17 protein-coding genes and 3 tRNA genes are annotated in these 19,821 nt (G+C 35.4%); 7 read left to right on the forward strand and 13 right to left on the reverse strand.

Annotated features, from left to right (window positions below; all coding sequences use genetic code 11):
- Window positions 1–39 precede the first annotated feature (39 nt).
- The 6 genes from J2X17_RS14750 to nirB form a co-directional block, all read right to left on the reverse strand.
- Entirely contained in the window at window positions 40–1,518 is a 1,479-nt protein-coding gene (locus tag J2X17_RS14750) for an MFS transporter (protein ID WP_310299534.1), read from the reverse strand.
- Between the two features lie 165 nt (window positions 1,519–1,683).
- Window positions 1,684–2,343: a response regulator gene (locus J2X17_RS14755; protein WP_310299535.1), complete on the reverse strand. Its 660-nt coding sequence runs from the start codon at window positions 2,341–2,343 to the stop codon at window positions 1,684–1,686.
- A 295-nt stretch (window positions 2,344–2,638) separates the two neighbouring features.
- Window positions 2,639–4,444, reverse strand: a complete 1,806-nt coding sequence (locus tag J2X17_RS14760; protein WP_310299537.1) for a PAS domain-containing sensor histidine kinase — start codon at window positions 4,442–4,444, stop codon at window positions 2,639–2,641.
- A 6-nt stretch (window positions 4,445–4,450) separates the two neighbouring features.
- Window positions 4,451–5,035, reverse strand: coding sequence for a DUF4202 domain-containing protein (locus J2X17_RS14765; RefSeq protein ID WP_310299539.1), 585 nt, complete (start codon window positions 5,033–5,035; stop codon window positions 4,451–4,453).
- Between the two features lie 170 nt (window positions 5,036–5,205).
- Window positions 5,206–5,586 (reverse strand): nitrite reductase small subunit NirD, encoded by a 381-nt coding sequence (nirD, locus tag J2X17_RS14770; protein WP_310299541.1) that lies wholly within the window; start codon window positions 5,584–5,586, stop codon window positions 5,206–5,208.
- A gap of 254 nt (window positions 5,587–5,840) precedes the next feature.
- Complete coding sequence (gene nirB / locus J2X17_RS14775; protein ID WP_310299543.1) at window positions 5,841–8,354, reverse strand: nitrite reductase large subunit NirB; 2,514 nt, start codon at window positions 8,352–8,354, stop codon at window positions 5,841–5,843.
- 292 nt (window positions 8,355–8,646) lie between these two features.
- Here nirB and J2X17_RS14780 point away from each other — a divergent pair, with 292 nt between their 5' ends.
- A complete protein-coding gene (locus J2X17_RS14780; protein WP_310299545.1) occupies window positions 8,647–9,420 on the forward strand; it encodes an META domain-containing protein in 774 nt (257 codons plus the stop codon).
- Window positions 9,421–9,661: 241 nt separating this feature from the next.
- Here J2X17_RS14780 and J2X17_RS14785 read toward each other — a convergent pair whose 3' ends face one another.
- The 5 genes from J2X17_RS14785 to J2X17_RS14805 form a co-directional block, all read right to left on the reverse strand.
- Window positions 9,662–10,942: a DUF2130 domain-containing protein gene (locus tag J2X17_RS14785; protein WP_310299546.1), complete on the reverse strand. Its 1,281-nt coding sequence runs from the start codon at window positions 10,940–10,942 to the stop codon at window positions 9,662–9,664.
- Window positions 10,943–11,248: 306 nt separating this feature from the next.
- A complete protein-coding gene (locus J2X17_RS14790; RefSeq protein WP_310299746.1) occupies window positions 11,249–11,515 on the reverse strand; it encodes a LysR family transcriptional regulator substrate-binding protein in 267 nt (88 codons plus the stop codon).
- A 111-nt stretch (window positions 11,516–11,626) separates the two neighbouring features.
- Window positions 11,627–11,905 carry a putative quinol monooxygenase gene (locus tag J2X17_RS14795; RefSeq protein WP_310299548.1) on the reverse strand — a complete coding sequence of 93 codons (279 nt, stop codon included), beginning with the start codon at window positions 11,903–11,905 and terminating at the stop codon, window positions 11,627–11,629.
- A 2-nt stretch (window positions 11,906–11,907) separates the two neighbouring features.
- Entirely contained in the window at window positions 11,908–12,510 is a 603-nt protein-coding gene (locus J2X17_RS14800) for an NAD(P)H-dependent oxidoreductase (protein ID WP_310299550.1), read from the reverse strand.
- A 305-nt stretch (window positions 12,511–12,815) separates the two neighbouring features.
- Entirely contained in the window at window positions 12,816–13,802 is a 987-nt protein-coding gene (locus J2X17_RS14805; protein ID WP_310299552.1) for an aldo/keto reductase, read from the reverse strand.
- Between the two features lie 119 nt (window positions 13,803–13,921).
- Between J2X17_RS14805 and J2X17_RS14810 the strand changes: the two genes are divergently transcribed.
- On the forward strand, window positions 13,922–14,767 hold the full coding sequence (locus tag J2X17_RS14810) for an AraC family transcriptional regulator (RefSeq protein ID WP_310299555.1): 846 nt from the start codon (window positions 13,922–13,924) through the stop codon (window positions 14,765–14,767).
- 134 nt (window positions 14,768–14,901) lie between these two features.
- Here the strand turns inward: J2X17_RS14810 and J2X17_RS14815 are convergent, their stop codons facing one another.
- Window positions 14,902–15,663 (reverse strand): C40 family peptidase, encoded by a 762-nt coding sequence (locus J2X17_RS14815; RefSeq protein ID WP_310299559.1) that lies wholly within the window; start codon window positions 15,661–15,663, stop codon window positions 14,902–14,904.
- 70 nt (window positions 15,664–15,733) lie between these two features.
- On the reverse strand, window positions 15,734–16,912 hold the full coding sequence (locus J2X17_RS14820; protein WP_310299562.1) for an acetyl-CoA C-acyltransferase: 1,179 nt from the start codon (window positions 16,910–16,912) through the stop codon (window positions 15,734–15,736).
- Between the two features lie 250 nt (window positions 16,913–17,162).
- Here J2X17_RS14820 and J2X17_RS14825 point away from each other — a divergent pair.
- The 5 genes from J2X17_RS14825 (at window position 17,163) to J2X17_RS14845 (ending at window position 19,809) form a co-directional block, all read left to right on the forward strand.
- Window positions 17,163–17,246 (forward strand) — tRNA-Ser (locus J2X17_RS14825).
- 15 nt (window positions 17,247–17,261) lie between these two features.
- A tRNA-Pro gene (locus tag J2X17_RS14830) sits at window positions 17,262–17,336 on the forward strand.
- Between the two features lie 32 nt (window positions 17,337–17,368).
- Window positions 17,369–17,442, forward strand: a tRNA-Arg gene (locus J2X17_RS14835).
- Window positions 17,443–17,603: 161 nt separating this feature from the next.
- The gene (locus J2X17_RS14840) at window positions 17,604–18,425 is read left to right on the forward strand and encodes a phospholipase A (RefSeq protein WP_310299567.1); all 822 of its coding nucleotides are present in this window, start codon (window positions 17,604–17,606) and stop codon (window positions 18,423–18,425) included.
- 280 nt (window positions 18,426–18,705) lie between these two features.
- Window positions 18,706–19,809: a fatty acid desaturase family protein gene (locus J2X17_RS14845; protein WP_310299571.1), complete on the forward strand. Its 1,104-nt coding sequence runs from the start codon at window positions 18,706–18,708 to the stop codon at window positions 19,807–19,809.
- Window positions 19,810–19,821: the final 12 nt, after the last annotated feature.

Below are 19,821 nucleotides of genomic sequence, written 5' to 3' on the forward strand. Positions count from 1 at the left end.
TTTGTATTAATAGGTACACATTTTTAATGTTTTTATAAGTTATTGTCTGTCAATTACTTTTGATAAAATAGGTTGCTTTTCATTCATGATTTTGGTAATAGTATAATGCATCCAAATCAGGCAAATAGCTGAAAACAGGAGAATAAAAATCCATGAACTAGACCAAATTCCAGTCGAGGTCAACAAATAACTGAAAATAATTGGTCCAAAGAATCCGCCCAAACCACCAATCATTCCTACCATTCCGCCAACAACGCCAACGTCGTTTGGAAAATATTCCGGAATATGTTTGTAAACGGCCGCCTTACCAATTCCCCATGAAATTCCAATCAGAATCACCAAAACCAGAAACACCCACATGTTGGCATCAAATTTTATAACAGTGATTCCTTTAGCTAAAAGTTCTTTCTTCTTAACGGTTTGATTTTCATTTACAACTACTTGCTGCCATGAAGTTCTGGTTGGGAAAATTGCATTTTCGGCTTCAGTTTCCTTTTTTTGTGCAATTGGAAAATCCGTATCACCTATCTTGATATTTTCATTTGAAACAGTAGTTATGGTACCTTTTTTAGTTGCCAAGACTCCTGGTCCTGTTGTAGTGATTTCCATTTTCGGAATCATTAATAAGGCACTTAGAATTACAGATGAACTCAAAACCCAATACATAATTTTTCTGGCACCAAATTTATCCGATAAATACCCTCCAAATGCCCTGATAACACCAGATGGCAAACTAAAAAGAGTAGCAAACAATCCGCCCATAACAAGACTCGTTTGATATACGTTCATGAAGTTTGGTAAAAGCCATTGCGAATACGCAACGAAACATCCGAAAACTAAAAAGTAATACGCTCCAAAACGCCAGACTCTTGCGCATTTTAAGGATTGCAGCATTTGAGAAACGGTTTTCGTATTGTTTTCTATTTTTTTGTTTGTAGCGAAGATTAAAAAAGCAATTCCGATAACGACCAGCGCAATTGCATAAATTACAGGAAGTATTTTCCATCCATTTTGCGGATCTTCAACAGAGAAATGATTTAATAAGGAAGGTGCTAAAAAAGTAGTGATTGCGGCTCCGGCATTTCCTATTCCGAAAATTCCCAATGCGCGTCCCTGCCATTCTTTTGGATACCAAATTGAAGTATAACCAATTCCGACAGCAAAACTTGTCCCAACCATTCCAAATAGAAAGCTTAAGATGGAAAACGTTAAAAAACTATTAGCAAAAGGCAATAAAAATAAAGGGATTGAGCAGAGTAGGAGTAGGAGTGAAAATACATATTTACCTCCAAATTTATCAGTTAATATTCCGATAGGTAAACGCATTATTGAGCCGGTCAAAATCGGAATTCCGAGTAACCATCCAACTTGTACAACACTCCAATGAAAAATGCCATTGTCAACTAGAAAAGTGACTAAAACACCGTTTAATGTCCAACAAGCAAAACATACAGTGAAGGCTAAAGTATTCAGGAATAAAATCTTGTGTGATTGCGATAAAGAATTTGCAGTTTTCATAGTACTTAGATTTGTTTTATCAAATTTAAGTATATGTAAGTATAAATACGTATTTTTAATTAAGTATTTTCGATTGATTACGTAGATTTACCAACATCATAAAATTGATTGTCTATATTATCAAAATACTATTTTTAAAAGGCCATTTTTATCTTTTAAGCAGAATTATAGCAGTGAATATTCTGTCGCTTTGTTCGAAAGTTCCATTAGATTCTTCACTTTTAGCTTTTTCATGAGATTAAAACGGTGTACTTCGGCAGTTCGTTTGCTAATATCCAGCGCTTCAGCGATTTCTTTGTTTCCTTTTCCGGATAATAAAAGTGTCAGGATTTCTTTTTCTCTTTTGGTAATCATCATTTCTTCGCCTAAATTTTGTTTAGGTTCTAATGATCCCGAAGTATTGGTTAATTGGCCTATTAATATGGAAGAAATATCTCCGCTAAAATATTTCCCACCAGCAGCAACAGTATGAAGTGCTTTTAAAAACTCTTCTTTGCTCGAACCTTTCAGTAAATAACCATCGGCTCCGGCTTTAATCGACTTCAATACGTATTCTTCCGATTCGTGCATAGAAAGCATAATAATTTTTACATCATTATGATCGTTTCTAAGTTTTTCTACTACCTCGATACCCGTTAAGTTGGGCATACGAATATCTACTATAAGTAAATGAGGATTGCTTGTAGCAACTACTTCAAGAGCATCTGCTCCGTCAATCGCTTCGCCTACAACCTCGATGTTTGCTTCATTTTCCAGTAAAGATTTAATTCCGTCTCTTACAAATACATGGTCATCTGCCAGAACTACCCGAATAATATTACTCATTTTTTACTTAATTTTGATTTTCCATTTTTACGTATATTCATCTATAAAGATGTTGCTAAGATACGTAATTTTTGAATTAGATAATTAGCCAATTAGATAATGTGTCAATTAGAAAATTAGCCAATTAGAAATTTAGAAAATGTTCAAATTGGAAATTGAAGATTTTATATTTTTGATATTTTTTTATAGGCACTTTTGCCATCTCTCCTTTCAGTCGGGATCACAAAGTTGCGTGAGATGGGAATTATCTAATTATCTAATTCTCTAATTGCCAAATTATCTAATTCTCCAATTCTCAAATCGGAATATTAAAAGTTATCCTCGTTCCTTCGCCTGGAATTGATTTGATGAAAACGCGGCCGTTAATGTATTGAATTCTTTCTTTCATAAACAAAAGTCCCATTCCGGATTCGCTGTTGCGTTTTTTATCTACGGAATGAATATCAAAACCTTTTCCGTTATCATCAATTATAATGCTTAAAAGCGTTTCACTATGCGAAAGCTGTACAATAATGTGTGAAGATTCAGCATATTTTATTGCATTGTTAATGGCTTCCTGCGTGAGACGATAAATATTGATTTCGATTAAAGAATCTAAACGCTGATCGAAACTGGTTTTATTGTAAAACAGAATTTCTTTTCCCGTTAATTTCGAAAGTTCCTGAGTGAGTTTTGAAAGGGAGGAAACAATTCCGTGATCGCTTAGTTCCGGAGGCATTAAATTGAAGGTTGCCGTGCGGACGCCTTTGATAATATCGAGTGATAGTTTTTTTAAATATTCAATTTTTTGTGCCGATTTCTCCTTATCATCCAGATTGATACTTTCTAAACTGAATTTCAAACCCGTAAGCATTTGACCAATTCCGTCATGAATTTCTTTGGCGATTCGGTTTTGTTCGTTTTCCTGATTTTCGACAATTTTGCTCGAAATAATTTTTTGCTGATTGATTTTTTCGGTACTGTTTTCAATATTTAAACGCTCCACTTCGCGCTGTGCTTTTTTGCGCTCCGTGATGTTGAAACAAACAATTAAAAGTTCAAGTTCATCTTTTTTTATGGTCACCGGAACCATCGACAAATCCAGCCAGATATTTTGCGCTTCTTTATTAATAATTTTAATTTCGCCCTGCCAGCCACTTCTATGCTTTTCAAAAATAATGCGATCAATATTCAGTTGTTCTTTTTCATCGGTGGTTAAAACCTCTGAGAATTTTTTATTTGATGAAAACTTGGTATAATTTAAAAGTTTGGCAAATTTTTCTCCAATATGGATGATAGAGCCATCAGGTGCAATACGGCAATAGAGCAGCGTATTTTCCATGGCGTAATTGAGTGACTTTAATTCTTTTACCGAATTTTCTTTTATTTCGCTGATGATTTCTGTATTGTACGCCAGTTTTAAGGCTTTCTTTTCAGAGGAAAGAAGTTTAGCAATAAGTTTTTCAATTTTTTTATTGGTAGGTTTAAAAATGAAGAAAAACTCCAAAAGCAAAACAAGAAGTGTAAAAGCAAAAATCCAATATTCAATTTTGCGCTGTTCCGTTACTTTTTCGTGTGCTTCCAAATCATATTGACTTACGATTTGATTCATTTTAGAAAGAAATATTTCTTCGTTTTTCAGCACTATCTGCACCAGCTTCTGATTGTCTGCGAGATTATTTTTCTGTTTTAAATTCAGCAGAAATAAATCGGCAGATTCAACAATATTGGTGAAACTTGGTTTTATTTCAAGAAATAGTTTAGTAAGAGGTTCGCTTTTTTCTTTTGGAAAAGCCAGACTTTCATTTCCGTTTTCAAGTGAATTCTGATTGGTTTTCCAAAGTGATAAAACTTCCTTTACATGTGCAATTTGTTTTTGAGAAGTATTCGAAGAAACATATTGTAAAATCAGGATTTCTTTGACAATCTTCTGACTCAGCATTCTTTGCTTTCCAGAAATATTGATGATTTTAGAATCGCTAAGCTGTTGTTTTAGATTGTATTGAACCAGGATCTGACTTAAAATGATTGTTAAAGCAATAGTCAAGAGTGCAAAAAAATACAGACGTCGTAAATTTTTGAAAGTAATTTTATCTGCAGCTTCCTGATTGCTTTTTTTCATATTACATTATAATCCTAAAGATGCTTTTATCAAGTTTAAGTTTTCTTCAGAATAATTGATTTTTAAGGCTTCCTGATGTCCTTTATCCGACATTTTATCCCAGGTTTTTTTGATGATGTTTTTTAGTTTTTCTTCATCGTGTTTGTGCACAAAAGGATCTAAATAATATTCTAAAAATACCAGACAGATAACATCTTCAAGCAATTGGGTTTCAGCATCTTTTTTAAGTAGTTTTTTTTCGATCAAAAAAGAAACGCGATCAATGAAATCCTGATCGTATCCTGCTTTTTCTAAGATTTCAGCAGTAAGCTTGGCGTGAAATTTTTTCAATTCTTCCCTCCATCGCAAATAACCAACACGATCCATTGGGTATGATTCGCGAGCTACTTTCCATCGGCAAATGTGTTGTGCCTTTGAGGCGATCTGAACTTCTTCAGAAGCATCAGGAGCAAATTGCATCAGCCTTTCGTACATCCTGTTAGAATAGAGTAATTCTTTAGGATATTCGTTATTTTGATCGGTTTCGATGTTTGGATCCTGAGCGTTTTCGGCATCAATCCACTCGCTTGCTTTTTGAAAAGGTGTAGTCATTGTTGGTTGGATAATAGATTTCAAATATACGGAAATAAGTATAAAAGTCGAAAGTCGAAAATTGAAAGTGAGATTAAAGAAACAAGAAGCAAGAAGCAAGATTTGAAATACTTTATCATCTTTCTTCTTGTTTCTTGTTTCTTGCTTCTTGTTTCTTGCCTCTTAAAAGTCTAGTCTACAAACCCAACATACACTTCATCTTCAATAATTTTAATCGGATACGTTGCAATTTTTAAATCATCATCTCCATTTAAGTTTGAACCATCAACTAATGAAAAGGTTTTTTTGTGCATTGGACAAGCGATTTTCGGAATATTATCTGTAGATCCAGTCATTCCTCTGGCCAATACCATTTCCATTTTGTGAGGGCAGGCGTTCTGGCACGCATACCATTCATTGCGACGAGCAAAATTAAAAATCGCAATTTGCTTGTTTTTGTATTTGATGCAGCCACCGCGATTGCTTGGAAAATCCTCTACTTTTCCGGCTTTGAACCAAATTGTAGCATCGCTTGCGTGTACGGTTTCGTATTGACTTAAGATTTCTTCCATTTTGTGCATTTTTTTGTTTCTGTTTCTTATCCCTCTTTTTACAATCAAGAGAGTTTGATGGCGCAGTAAAAAAGAGGGTAAGAGGACAGCAAACGTTTGTGATATTTTTTTTTTTTTGGAGCTGATTTTTTTAATTAAAAATTGAGAATTAAAAATTAAAAATCTTTGAAAGCTATGTGTTTTAAAGCAAGTGAAACGCCTTTATTCATTTCAATAAGCTATGTTTCTGTGTGTTTAAAAAATTATTTAAAAGTTTAAGTCCACGCTTTTGGCGCTTTTTGATCTCTTAGCGGAACAAAAACAACATTATCATCTTTTTCTTCAGAGTTTACAAAATGGTTGAAACGTTTTAATAATCTTGGTTTTTCTAAAACCTGTTTCCATTCACATTCAAACGTATTTACCAAAGTTTGCATTTCAGCTTCTAATGTTTCGCAAATTCCAAGACTGTCTTCAATTATTACTTCTTTCAAATATTCTAAACCGCCGTCCAGTTTTTCCAGCCAGGTCGCCGTTCTAATTAGCGGACCTGCCGTGCGGATGTAATACATTAAAAAGCGGTCTAAGTATTTGATAACCGTTTCTTTGTCAATTTTTTCAGCCAATAAAACAGCGTGTTTTGGATTTGCCCCGCCATTTCCGGTGATGTATAAATTCCATCCACCTTCAACCGCAATTAATCCGAAATCTTTTCCACGGGCTTCGGCGCATTCGCGAATACAGGCTGAAACACCGCCTTTTAGTTTATGTGGAGAACGAATTCCTTTGTATCTGTTTTCCAGTTCGATGGCAAATCCGGCGCTGTCGTCCATTCCGTAACGACACCAGGCATTTCCGACACAGCTTTTTACAGCACGAAGTGATTTTCCGTAAGCGTGACCACTTTCAAAACCATTGTCAATTAAGATTTTCCAGATTTTAGGAAGATCATTCAAATGCGCTCCGAATAAGTCGACACGTTGAGCACCCGTAATTTTAGTATATAAATCGAACTGTTTGGCAACTTCTCCAATAACGATTAATTTCTCAGCCGTAATTTCTCCTCCTGCGACTCTTGGCACAACAGAATACGTTCCGTTACGTTGAATGTTAGCCAAAAATCTATCGTTTGTATCTTGTGTAGTTACGTGTTTGTTGGCTGTATCATTGTAAATACTGGAGAAAATCGAGGCAACAACTGGTTTACAAACTTCACAGCCGTCACCTTTTCCGTGATGATCAATTACATCGTAGAAATTCTCGTATTTATTGATTTTTACCAAATCAAATAATTCCTGACGGTTATAATTAAAATGCTCGCAGATAACCTCTTTTACTTCTTTTCCTAATGATTTTTGAGTCGCTTTTACTATGTCAGAAACCATTGGTTTACAGCCTCCACAACCTGAAGTGGCTTTGGTATGTTTTACAACATCTGAGAAACTCGAACAGGTTTCGTCTAAAATCGAGCAGCAGATAGAACCTTTAGTTACGTTTTCGCAAGAGCAGATTACGGCTGTATCCGGCAAGTCTAAAACGCTTCCTAAGCTTGAACCTTCAGAGCCATCTCTTGAACCTAAGATTAAATCTTCAGGATTTTTAGGAAGAGCCATCGCGTTGCTGTAAATCTGAAATAGAGAATTATAATCGCTTGAATCTCCAACTAAAATTCCGCCTAATAAAGTTTTTGAATCCTTGGTAACGTTGATTCTTTTGTAAATTCCGCTTAATTTATTTTCATAAATGATAGCAGTTACATCATCATTTTCAACAAAAGGATCACCAAAACTCGCCACTTCAACACCAATCAATTTTAATTGTGTCGACATATCAATGGTTTCTCTCATGGTTTTAGAACCATTTAAGATTTGCTCAGCGGCCACATCGGCCATTTCGTAACCCGGAGCAACAAGTCCGTAAATATTTTGATTGTAAAGTGCTACTTCGCCAATCGCATAAATAGAAGGATCTGATGTCTGCATCTGATTGTTTACCACAACGCCGCCTCGTAAACCTACCTCTAGTCCTGAAACTCGGGCCAATTCGTCGCGGGGTTTAATCCCTGCAGATATAACCAACATGTCTACTTTTAACAACTCGTCATCGGCAAACATCATTCCTGTTATGCGTTCTTTTCCATCAATATATTGAGTTGCTTTGTTAAGATGAATGCCAATATTTAATTCCTCAATTTTAGACTGAAGCATATCACTCGCGCCTTTGTCCAGTTGTCTAGGCATAAGGCGAGGCGCAAATTCAACGACATGCGGATTCAATCCTAAATCGCGCACTGCTTTTGCCGCTTCAAGACCTAACAAACCACCGCCTAAAACTGCAGCTTCAGTAGCGCCTTTTTGTTTTATTTTTTTGGCGTACCCCATAATCGCATCTAAATCTTCGATGGTTCTGTAAACAAATACACCTTCCTTTTCAACGCCGTCAATGGGCGGAACAAAAGCTGAAGATCCTGTCGCTAAAACTAAGTAATCATACGTATGTGTTTTTTCTAAATGAGTATGTATTGTTTTTTCCTGACGATTGATATCTGTAATTAATTCAGAAGTATTCAGAGTAATATTGTTTTCTGCGTACCATTCGCTAGTTGATAATGATAAATCATCTGCTGTTTTTCCTCCAAAGTATTCACTTAAATGAACACGATCATAAGCACGTCTTGGCTCTTCACCAAATACGGTAATCTGATACTTTTCCTGTCCTGATTTTGCAATGAATTTTTCGCAAAATTTATAACCAACCATGCCGTTTCCAACTACTATTACTCTTATCATGATTTCTTTAATTAAGTATTACTACGCAAATATAAGTATTTATACTTATTAAAATACGTATGCAATTTGATTTTTTGTTAGAAAAATACCGAAATGAAATACGTATTTTATCGTAATCTCTTAAGTAGTGCGGATTTCAGGCGGTTTTTCAACTTCTTATAATTTATGATTTTGGTACCCATTTTCTTAAATTTGAAAGGATTCTAAATAAGGATTTCAGAAAATTGTCGTAAATTCAGTTGAATTTTGGAATTTGTTTCTAAAAATTCAATTCATTTTAAATAGTAATCTCATGAAAAATATATTTGTATTCTTGTTTTTATCGTCTTTGATGATTAGCTGTAAATCAGCATCAACAGGTTCAAAAGAAACAGCTTCGGCGACAAACTCTCAAGAAGCCGATATGACGATCTATTTCAAAGCAACCGGAAATGAACCGTTCTGGGGAATAACGCTAGGGAAGGAGCAAATCATCTTTACGTCGCTGATTCCGGGCAAAGAGAAAATCATTTTTTCATCGGTTGAACCAATAAAAGCAATGGATGCCAATGTAAAAATGTATAAGCTAAGTAATGAGAAGGCAACCGCAACCGTTACCATTCAGCAAGTAGATTGTCAGGATTCGATGTCGGGGGCAATTTCGCCTTACAAAGTATCAATTGAAATCAAAAATAATTCAGAGCTTCAGTCTAAAAAAGTCGAAGGCTGTGGAAAATACATTACTGATTATCGCCTGCACGATATTTGGGTTTTAGAAGAATTGAATGGTTATAAGGTTTTTATAGCCGATTATCAAAGAGAATTACCAAGAATCGAAATTCATGCTCAGGAAAATACCTTTATGGGTTTTGGAGGCTGTAATTCAATTTCCGGAACTATATTTTATGAAAAAGACCTATTAAGATTTACCAAAGTAATTTCGACTTTAATGGCCTGCGCGCCGGGTAATAAAGAAAGCGAATTTACCAAGGCACTTCAAAATGTTACAACATATTCGATTGGAGATAATCGATTGACACTTTCAAATCCTTCAGGGAAATTGTTGGTATTTAGGAAGGTTGATTGATTTTAATACTTACAACGGATTGATCCGTTGCTACAAAATAAAACGTTCCTCCGGAACTTTTCAAAAGAGCCGGAGGTTCTAAATATATTGTAGGGAGGGATTTTAATCCCTTCACGGCGCAATTAAAGGGCAGAAAATCGCCAATCTTTGTCGAGTTACTAGTGTGATCCTTCGTTCCTCGGAATGACATATGTTGCGAAAAATTGGTATTTGGAATTTAAATTATTGGAATTTAAAAAAGTTATTCAAATAATTCCTTAGGATCGTCATTATCTTCTTCAATAAAATCCAGTTCTAAAGCACGAACCGTCTGAACCGCATTTCCTGCAATACCACGAATAGAACCATACATTCCTAAAGTATTGTGAACTACTTTTTCGATTTGTTTTTCGCGTTGTTTCCAGATACGTTGCATCGCTCTTTTTTCCGCATCGAGATCGCCTTGCATTTGCGTAAAACCTTCTACGATTCCTTCAATCTGCAAACGGAATTCGTTGCTCGTTAAAAAATCATACAACATCGACATTTTATCACCTTTGTTTTCCTGCGCCTGAACCGCCTGACTTACCTGAATTAACGACTGACGCAAGACCGCGCTCAGACCTTTAAATTCTTCATAAGTACAAATCCAGATTCCGTCACGCATTCCCATACGGTCCATTCCGGTTGGCATAACTTCGGTTACTAAAACACCAATATTGGCTCTTTTGGTGCGAATATCATTTTTGAATTTTTCGATCCAGGATGGCTGAAAAGCTTTGGTACGTTTACTTTCGTAATAAATAGAACCGCAATTTTGTAATTCGCGTGTGTTTACAATTTGAAGACAATCAGCACCATTGGCACCTTTTTTAATTTCATCGATGCTGTCTAACGGAAAATTATTCGCCAGCCATTCTTCGATTGCTAATTCCATTACTTCGCCTTGTAATTGCATAGAACCTTGTTCCTGCTTGCGTTTCATTTCTTCGATTAACTTTTTCTGATCGTCAGATTGTTTTTGGTATTCTTTTATTTTAAGTTCGTTTTTTTCTTCTTCCTGTTTACGGATTTTATCACGTTCCAAAACCAAAGTCGCGTTCAGTTGTTTTTGCGCTTCGGCTTCGATGGCTTCTTTCATTTCCAGTTTTTCACGTTGGAGTTTTGCAATTTCGCCCGTCATTTTATTCAATTCCCTAAGCTTTTCTGATTTCTCAGAAAGTTCCTTTTCCATCAGCGTCAAACGATCTTTATTTTCTTCTTCGAGTTTGGTTTTTAGCTTTTCGGTAATCTCTTTTTCAGCTGTCTTTTTTTCGCGTTCTAAACGTTCAGCGAAAAGTTCGTTTTCCTGTTTCTTTTTAGCTTCAAAGTCTGCTTTTGCTTTTTCGAATTGTTCATTTTTAAGTTCCAATTCTCTGGTTTGAGCATTGGCTTTTTGTTGAAATTCTTTACGGATACTATCTTCCAACTGATGTTTTAAAACATCGTTTACATCGATTGGTGTCCCGCAATTTGGGCATATAATTGAAGATTGCTCAGCCATTTTTATTGATTTTTAAACGAGAATTATAATTTGCTAAGGTATTTAAAAGTTACGTGTTTTTAGGGAATTTGGTTGTGATAAATTGTAACTTTTTTGACGTGAAATTGGCAGGATATTTATTAATCGCGTAAAGGCGCAGAGTCGAAAAGTTTTTTTTAAGTTGTAAGTTAAACGCATTGTTTGTCAATGCGAGGAACGAAGCAATCACGCTAGAAAAAGCAAAAACTTATTCAGCTAATGCGGTTGCTTCGTTCCTCGCAATGACATAAATGAGAAAAAACTTTGCGACTCTGCGCCTTTGCGCGATTATCTTTTAAAATTCAACAAAAAAGCAACCGCAGATTTTGTGATTTCAGAATCATCTTCTTTTGAAGTTATTAACGAAACATCCGTAAATAAATTGACTTTTTTCAATTCGATAAAGCCCATTTCGGGATCGTGATTGTTTTTTGCAATATTAGATGTTACAATAGAAATTCCTAAGCCATTTTTAACCAATTGCACAATCGAATTGATGTTGTTTGATTCGTGAACGACTTGCGGTAATATGTGTTTTGGCTCTTTTGTCTGGATTAAGTAAAAAAGGTTTGCTACGAATTACACAAATTAGCACAAATTGAAAATAAATTTGTGCTAATTTGTAATTGCTTCGCCTGTTCGCTATCGGGTCGTGGTAAAAAAATATTACAAAATTTGTGTTGTTTTATAAACCTGAATAGGAGAAGCAACCAAGTTTTCGCTTTGCGTGATAAAATCCTGTAAATGCGGTTGATTGTTGTGTAAATCAAGACCAGACTGATCTTTCCATTCTTCCCAAATGATAAAGACATTTTCGGTCACATGGAGATCGTAACGTTCACAGGCTTCTTCTTTTCTGGTTTCGGTAACCAAATGGTTTATCATGTTTTGAAGCTGTTCGATATTTTCTTTTTTACTTTTAATGATGGCGGTAATGGAGATCATGATTATAAATTTTTAAAAATTTGTTCTAAATGATTGGTGTAATTTTCTTTAAAGATGTCAATATTTTCTGCTGTTGCACCTTTTTCAACATCATGGAAATGGAAACTGTCTAGTTTTTCCATACCTACAAATTTATTCATTTTATGGAAACCAAACATGGCTCCGTTGTCAACTGATGTTTCTTCGAAAAATTCTCCCGGAAGTGTGAAGGCTGTTGCAGGTGCATTCCAGCTTGTGGTCAGCATATATTTTCGTCCGTGTAATTGTCCACCGGTTCCGTAATTAATGTCCGGATTGGTTCTGGTTCTTCCGTCGCTTCTGTAAATTCCTTTGTTGTGTCCGGCTGTAAAAACGTCGTCGATGTATTTTTTGAAAAGGTTTGGTAATTGAAACCACCAAACTGGCGTGTGATACACTACAACATCAGCCCAAACGAATTTTTCGACTTCTTTTTCCAAGTCGATTTCTTCTTTGATACTGGTTGTTTTTATTTCGTAATTTTTACTTTTTAAATATTCAATTGTCCAGTCGGTAACGGTTTGGTTGAATCTTCCGCCTGAATGCGCGAAATTTTGTCCTCCGTTGATGATAAATATTTTCTTCATTTCTTTAAATCTTCTTATGAATTCGTGAGTGTGAGGGATAGAAGTGAAAATCCTTTTTTATAAATTTTTTCTATTTATAAAAAAGATTGTAACGAATAGCCCGGCCCGTAGGGACACACCCAAATTATTTTATTGTTTTGAATTGTTTGCGTGTAATTTTAAACACATAGAAACATAGATTTTTGTTTGCTTTTTAGAGAATGCAAAAAGAAACTAGTTTCTCACACATAACTATGTGACTTTAAGATAAATGAAACGACTTTATACATTTCTATTGGCTATGTTTCTATGTGTTTAAAAACTTTTTATTTTACTTTTGAAATTGCCTGATTAATAAAATCTAATTCGGAAACCGATAAATCGAAATCTATTGCTTTTGCGTTTGAAATGGCTTGTTCTGCGTTTCTGGCTCCGGCCAAAACAATTGTGATTCCTTTTTGTAAAGTCGTCCAGCGTAATACTAATTGCGAAATCGAAATGTGTTTTGCATTTGCCAATGAACTTAATTCTTCGACCAAAGTTTTTACTTTTTGAAGATCAAACTGACCGAAATATCCATTTCTATGATCGTTGTCTTTTAGTTTGCTGTCTGTGAAATATTTCCCGGTTAATAAACCTCTTTCCATAGGACTGTAAGCGATTATTCCGATGTTTTCTTTACTGGTTAACGGAATCAAATCGGTTTCAATTTTGCGATTCAGCATACTAAACGGAACCTGGTTTGAAGCTAATTTTATTGTTTTTTGCGCTTTTTGAATTTGTGAATTACTATAATTGCTAACTCCGGCGGCTCTAATTTTTCCTTGTTGAATCAAGGTTTCAAGTGCTTCCATTGTTTCGTGAATTGGCGTTGTTGAATCTGGCCAGTGAATTTGTAATAAATCGATATAATCGGTTTGAAGACGTTTTAAACTTTCTTCGACTTCTTTAATAATATTGCTTTTTGAAGCATATTTGTAAACCGGGATCTTCTTTCCGTTGTCATCTGCATCGAAAAAGAAATCGCCTTTTCCATTGTTGCTACCGTCCCAAACCAAGCCAAATTTGGTTAATAACTGCACTTTTGAACGATCGTGAGATTTTATAGCTTCGCCAATCATTTGCTCACTTAAACCAAATCCGTAAAAAGGAGCGGTGTCTATTGTGGTTACGCCGTGGTCGATTGATGCGTGAATGGAAGCAATTGAATCTGCTTTTTCGTTTCCGCCCCACATGTTTCCGCCAATGGCAAATGCGCCGTATGTAATAGTTGATAATTCAAGTTCGGTATTGCCTAATTTTCTATATTCCATAATGTTGTATTTTTATATCTTAAATTTCACTTGGCAAAATTATACCATTTTTAAGAGTGTTAACTTGTATATATTTGTCTTTTTTATGTAAATTTGCAACTTCAAATAATTTACATTTCATGAAAAAAGAAAATTTATACGAGCCGTTTACCGTTTCCTTTGAAACTCTGGATGAATATCCGGATGTGGGAGATCGTCATAATTTCTTCGAATTGGTATATATTTTGGGCGGAACAGGTTCGCAGTGCATCAACAAAAATATTTTTGAGTATGATGCCGGACATATGTTTTTATTGACGCCTGAAGATTGTCATAATTTTACGATTGAGACGAAAACTAAGTTTTTCTTTTTAAGATTCAATGATATTTATTTGAAGAACTCGAGTTTGCAAAACGAGAATATTCAGCGGTTAGAATATATTTTGCAGAATGCGAATCATCAGCCGGGTTGTATTTTGAAGAATGATGCTGATAAATGTTTGGTAAAAGTGATGGTGGAAGCGATTATTCGTGAACATCAGGATAAAGATGTGTATAATCAGGAATTGATTCAGCAATTGGTTAACACGCTGATTATTATTGTGGCCAGAAATATTGCGAAGTATTTACCGGAACAGGTAAATGTTGGCACTGAAGGTAAGGCGATGGATATCCTGCAATATATTCAGAATAATATTTACTATCCTGAGAAAATAAAAGCAGAATCACTAAGTGAGTATTTTGGAATTTCGAATACGTATTTAGGACGCTATTTTAAGAAACATGCGAGCGAAACGATGCAACAATATATCAGCAATTATAAAACGAAACTGATCGAACATCGTTTGCAATTTAGTGATAAGCGAATTAATGAAATTGCGTATGAATTTGGTTTTACGGATGAAAGTCACTTTAATAAATTCTTTAAAAAGCAAAGAGGGAATAGTCCTTCGGAGTTTAGGAAAACGATTCGAATTAGCGCGTGATACAATGGCACGGGGATGACGCGGATTCGCAAGCGAAAACACGGATTAACGCAGATTTTTTTCTTTTTGCCACTGATTTCGCAGATTAACATAGATTTCAAAATCATTTTAATCCTTTAATCTGTGGCTAAAAACTAAATAATTTTCTTAATCACTCTCAGTTTATGAGTGTGTTTATTCAATTCCGGATTGTAAATTCCTAAGTGGTCCAAGCGGTCAATACGAACTTTTCCACTGGCGTGAATGATGTAATTATTGTCCATTATGATTCCGACATGGATGATGTTTCCTTCGTCATTATCAAAAAAAGCTAAATCTCCTGGCTCGCTTTCTTCAATAAAGCTTAAGGGTTCTCCGTCAAGTGCTTGCTGTGAAGCATCGCGATGAATTTTGTAGCCGTTTAGTTTGTAAACCATTTGGGTAAAACCGGAACAATCGATTCCGAAAGGCGTTTTTCCACCCCAAAGATAAGGAGCGTTCAAATACATGAAAGCGGTATTTATTAAAGCGCTTTTAGGTTTGATACCACTCGTTTTTGTGCCTTCAAAATCGAAATTCGAAGTGTTGATTTCGTTATTGTTTAAAAATGTAAGCGAGGCACCAAGCGGAATTGGCAATAATAAATTTTCCGGAGCAGTGATGTAATCAATCAAATCAGCATTTAAGATGATGGCTTCTTTGCTTAACAGATTGTAATTTGCTTCTGAAATAAGCTGATATTGTTTAGAATCTACCCAGCCTTCATAATCATCAAACTGAATTTTTATACGCGCCCATTGATTTTGGCGTTCTAAGATTTCGATGTGCTCGCCAAACAAAAGTTGTGTAACGATTTCACTTCTGTCACTTGGTTCAGATCGAACGGGTACTATGGCTAGATTGCAAATTCCGAACATTTAGGGTAATTTATAAGTTGAAAATTGGGAGTTATTTAAAGCAATAACTCCCAATCTATTGTATTATTATTTAAGCTCTTTCGATAACAATTGCCGAAGCTCCACCACCGCCATTGCAAATTGCAGCAGCACCAGTTTTGGCATCGTTTTGTTCTAAAACATTTAGTAAAGTTACGATGATTCTGGCTCCTGAACAACCTAGAGGATGTCCTAAAGATACTGCGCCACCGTTTACGTTTACTTTATCGTTATCCAGATCAAGGATTTTTGAATTGGCTAATCCAACCACTGCGAAAGCTTCGTTGAATTCGAAATAATCAACATCCCCAATTGCGATTCCAGCTTTGTTTAATGCTTTTGGCAATGCTTTTGCCGGGCTTGTTGTAAACCATTTTGGTTCCTGAGCAGCATCAGCGTAACCTTTGATGTAGGCTAGAGGTTTTAATCCCAATGCAATTGCTTTTTCTTCAGACATTAAAACTAAAGCAGCTGCGCCATCATTGATTGTAGAAGCATTTGCTGCAGTAACAGTTCCGTCTTTTGTAAAAACAGCTGCTAATGAAGGGATTTTGTCTAATTTTACGTTAGTATATTCCTCATCCTTTGAAACGATGATTGGTTCACCGCGTCTTTGTGGAACTTCAACAGGAACGATTTCATTGTCGAATTTTCCGGCATCCCAGGCCTTTGCACTTCTTTCATACGATTGAATAGCAAAATTGTCTTGGTCTTCACGGCTGATGTTGTATTCAGATGCACATAAATCAGCGCAAACTCCCATTGCGTTGTTGTCATAAGCATCTGTCAAACCATCTTTTTGCATTCCGTCCAGCATAGTTGCAGGACCAAATTTAGTTCCGTTACGCATTTGTACGTAATGTGGAATCAAACTCATGTTTTCCATTCCTCCGGCTACTACAACTTCAGCATCTCCACAAGCAATAGCCTGTGCGGCGAACATAACAGCTTTCATTCCGGAGGCACAAACCTTGTTTACAGTTGTAGCGGCAACTTCTTCAGACAAACCGGCAAAAAGCGCAGCCTGACGTGCTGGAGCTTGTCCAACTCCTGCCTGAACAACGTTGCCCATAAAAACTTCATCAACTAATTTTGGGTCTAGGTTAATTTTTTGAAGTGCGCCTTTTATAGCGGCAGCACCTAATTTTGGTGCGGGTACGGTAGATAACCCTCCCATGAAACTTCCGATAGGTGTTCTAACGGCAGAAACGATAACAACTCTTTTGTTCATTTTCTGTGTAATATTAGTTAATGTAGCAAATTTACTCTTTATTTAAATAAATTCAAATTTTGTATCAATATGTATCCGTTTCAGTGGATTTTAAATTTAATATGAATTTTTTGTTAATTCTATTCGTTTGATTGTGAAGTGTTTTAAAAAAAAGATTGAAAAAAGATAAAAAAAAGCGCAAAAATAGTTGTGAGAAATATAATGTTGACTTACATTTGCAACCGCAAAACAGGACACGTTCCTTGAGCTTGGAGAGGTGCCAGAGCGGTAATGGAGCAGATTGCTAATCTGTCGACGGGTAACCGTCGCCAGGGTTCGAGTCCCTGTCTCTCCGCTTAAATTTTGCCTTCGGGGTGTAGCGTAGCCCGGTTATCGCGCCTGCTTTGGGAGCAGGAGGCCGCAGGTTCGAATCCTGCCACCCCGACAGAAACTTTACCATAAAGTTTTAAAACAAATGGTTCCATAGCTCAGCTGGATAGAGCAACGCACTTCTAATGCGTAGGTCGAAGGTTCGAATCCTTCTGGGATCACAACAAAAGCCACTCAAAGCGAGTGGCTTTTTTGTTTTATGCACTTTTTGCATATTCTAAATATTTATAGAGGCAACTCTCATTTTTATTGAGTCAATATCATCTATTAAAATAATGGACATTTATAAAAATTAAAATAATCCCCAATTTAATTCTTATAAATGCATTTCAAATACCTATTTCTTTGTTTGATTTTCTTCTCAATCCAATCAAATTCACAAATTTTAGAACCCAAAAAGAATTTCAGAGCAGCAGATTCACTATTGAAAGAACCAAGCTTTTCTGTTCATAAAGACAATTATTTTTTAACTGGTGTTCCTTTGGATGAACCTATCGATCGCAACTCTGCCGATGTAAAATACCAGATAAGTTTTAAACTGCGATTAAAATCAAAACCTTTATGGGGTGGATTTTTTCCTTATTTAATGTATACTCAAAAGGCATTTTGGGATATTTATGCGAGTTCAAAACCATTTTCAGAAATTAATTTCAATCCCGGTGTTGCAATCGTTCGGCCATTTTATTTAAAAGGAGAAAGACTGACTTATGGAACAATTTCGTTAGAACATGAGTCAAACGGCAGGGATTCTATTTATTCGAGAACCTGGAATATGCTTGCTTTCTCTTTAAAATCACAAATTTCGCCACGTTGGGTTGTTGGTTTGAGAGGATGGATTCCACTTGTTGATAAGGAAGATAATCCGGAACTCACAAAATATGTGGGCTACGGCGAAGCAAGTGCAACTTATCAGATACGGCCGGGAAGATGGAGCGCAGACATTCTTTTCAGAAAAGGAAGCGGGCTTATAAATTATGGCTCGCTACAGACGCAGCTAAACTGGAGGCCTTATAAAAATGAGAATTATTACCTCACACTTCAATGGTTTGTAGGTTATACAGAAAGTCTGATTGATTATCAGGAACATAAAAGTATGCTGCGTATTGGATTTACAATCAAACCGGAAAATATGGGTATTTTTTAGATAATCTAAAACTTAATTATGACTTGCAGCTTAAAAAATAGAATTTCGACGTAGAGACGTAAAAGTTTTATTTTTAAATAAATCGGGAGCATCTCATGAAATAAAATTATTCGAGAAATATAATATCATCATTTGTTTTGATATCAAAAATTACACTTTTTTTACTTGTAAGGGGATTTTTATATATTAAAAACATATTTTTTATTAGTAACATTTTCTTATCGTGTGCTTTAAATTTTTTTATTAAATTTGATGTAAGAATTTCTAGCCATTAATCATTATGGAAAAATTAAATCGCCCGGTTTATGTAAAACCTGGTACTGATGATTTTTTTAAAAAGATTCGAAAGGAAGTAAATGAAACGGTTTTAAAAAAAACATCCCTGTATCGGTTTAACGTAATTAAGTCCATTGGACTTGTAGTCCTTTTCTTTTTGTTCTATGCCTGTATTTTGCTGTTTGGAAACAGCACACCATTATTGTTTCTCTTTTATATTTTGTGCGGTGTCACTATGATCGTGCTTTTTATAAATGCATTTCATGATGCTGCTCATGGCGCATTGTTTAAAAAACAAAAACATAATGAATTGTTTATGTATGTGCTCGAAATTTTCGGAAGCAATCACTGGCTCTGGACACGTCGTCACATCAATCTGCATCATGCGTATCCGAATGTTCCAGATTGGGATGTTGATATAAAACAGAGCGATATCATCAGAATTTTTCCTAATAGTCCATTATTCAACTATCACAAATACCAGCATATTTATATGTGGTTTATATACCCATTATATAGTCTGAATTGGATTTATATAAGAGATTTTAAAGATGTTTTTGGAACAAAAGATAACTATGTGAAAAAAGTTGTAGAGAAAATTCCAACCATAGAAATCTATAAAATGTTCGTAGCTAAAATAATAAACCTCGTGTATTTGCTTTTTGTGCCAATGTTTTTATTAAATCAGCCTTGGTATATAGTGTTAGGAGGTTGGTTTGCTTTACATATGTGTGGCAGCGCCTTAGGAGTGGTAGCATTGGTATCTACACATGTTGATGAAGATGCACATTTCCCTGTTACAGACGAAGATGGAAATCTTTCTGCAACTTGGGCGATGCATCAAATGATTGTTACAAAAGATTTTAGTACAGACAGTAAATTGGCAAATTTTTTATACGGTGGCTTTACACACCATGTGGCACACCACCTTTTTCCGGGAGTTGGCCATACGTATTATCCTTATATTACGCCAATTATAAAACGTTATGCCGAAGAATATGACCTTCCGTATACATCATATCCTTTTTATCACGCCATACGTTCGCATTTCAGAATGCTGAAACAGAAAGGTGTACATGAAAATATTTTAATGACAGGTGAAATTTAGTAAATCAATATA

The organism is Flavobacterium aquidurense, assembly GCF_031458035.1.
Classification (GTDB): Bacteria; Bacteroidota; Bacteroidia; order Flavobacteriales; family Flavobacteriaceae; genus Flavobacterium; species Flavobacterium aquidurense_C.

Bases quoted from the DNA above. Each gene is read 5' to 3' on its own strand.
- J2X17_RS14765 (WP_310299539.1), bottom strand. From the start codon at position 5,035: ATGACTACACCTTTTCAAAAAGCAAGCGAGTGGATTGATGCCGAAAAC.
- J2X17_RS14840 (WP_310299567.1), top strand. From the start codon at position 17,604: ATGCATTTCAAATACCTATTTCTTTGTTTGATTTTCTTCTCAATCCAA.
- J2X17_RS14820 (WP_310299562.1), bottom strand. From the start codon at position 16,912: ATGAACAAAAGAGTTGTTATCGTTTCTGCCGTTAGAACACCTATCGGA.
- J2X17_RS14755 (WP_310299535.1), bottom strand. From the start codon at position 2,343: ATGAGTAATATTATTCGGGTAGTTCTGGCAGATGACCATGTATTTGTA.
- J2X17_RS14795 (WP_310299548.1), bottom strand. From the start codon at position 11,905: ATGATCTCCATTACCGCCATCATTAAAAGTAAAAAAGAAAATATCGAA.
- nirB (WP_310299543.1), bottom strand. From the start codon at position 8,354: ATGATAAGAGTAATAGTAGTTGGAAACGGCATGGTTGGTTATAAATTT.
- J2X17_RS14760 (WP_310299537.1), bottom strand. From the start codon at position 4,444: ATGAAAAAAAGCAATCAGGAAGCTGCAGATAAAATTACTTTCAAAAAT.
- J2X17_RS14780 (WP_310299545.1), top strand. From the start codon at position 8,647: ATGAAAAATATATTTGTATTCTTGTTTTTATCGTCTTTGATGATTAGC.
- J2X17_RS14815 (WP_310299559.1), bottom strand. From the start codon at position 15,663: ATGTTCGGAATTTGCAATCTAGCCATAGTACCCGTTCGATCTGAACCA.
- J2X17_RS14750 (WP_310299534.1), bottom strand. From the start codon at position 1,518: ATGAAAACTGCAAATTCTTTATCGCAATCACACAAGATTTTATTCCTG.
- J2X17_RS14785 (WP_310299546.1), bottom strand. From the start codon at position 10,942: ATGGCTGAGCAATCTTCAATTATATGCCCAAATTGCGGGACACCAATC.
- J2X17_RS14805 (WP_310299552.1), bottom strand. From the start codon at position 13,802: ATGGAATATAGAAAATTAGGCAATACCGAACTTGAATTATCAACTATT.
- nirD (WP_310299541.1), bottom strand. From the start codon at position 5,586: ATGGAAGAAATCTTAAGTCAATACGAAACCGTACACGCAAGCGATGCT.
- J2X17_RS14810 (WP_310299555.1), top strand. From the start codon at position 13,922: ATGAAAAAAGAAAATTTATACGAGCCGTTTACCGTTTCCTTTGAAACT.
- J2X17_RS14845 (WP_310299571.1), top strand. From the start codon at position 18,706: ATGGAAAAATTAAATCGCCCGGTTTATGTAAAACCTGGTACTGATGAT.
- J2X17_RS14800 (WP_310299550.1), bottom strand. From the start codon at position 12,510: ATGAAGAAAATATTTATCATCAACGGAGGACAAAATTTCGCGCATTCA.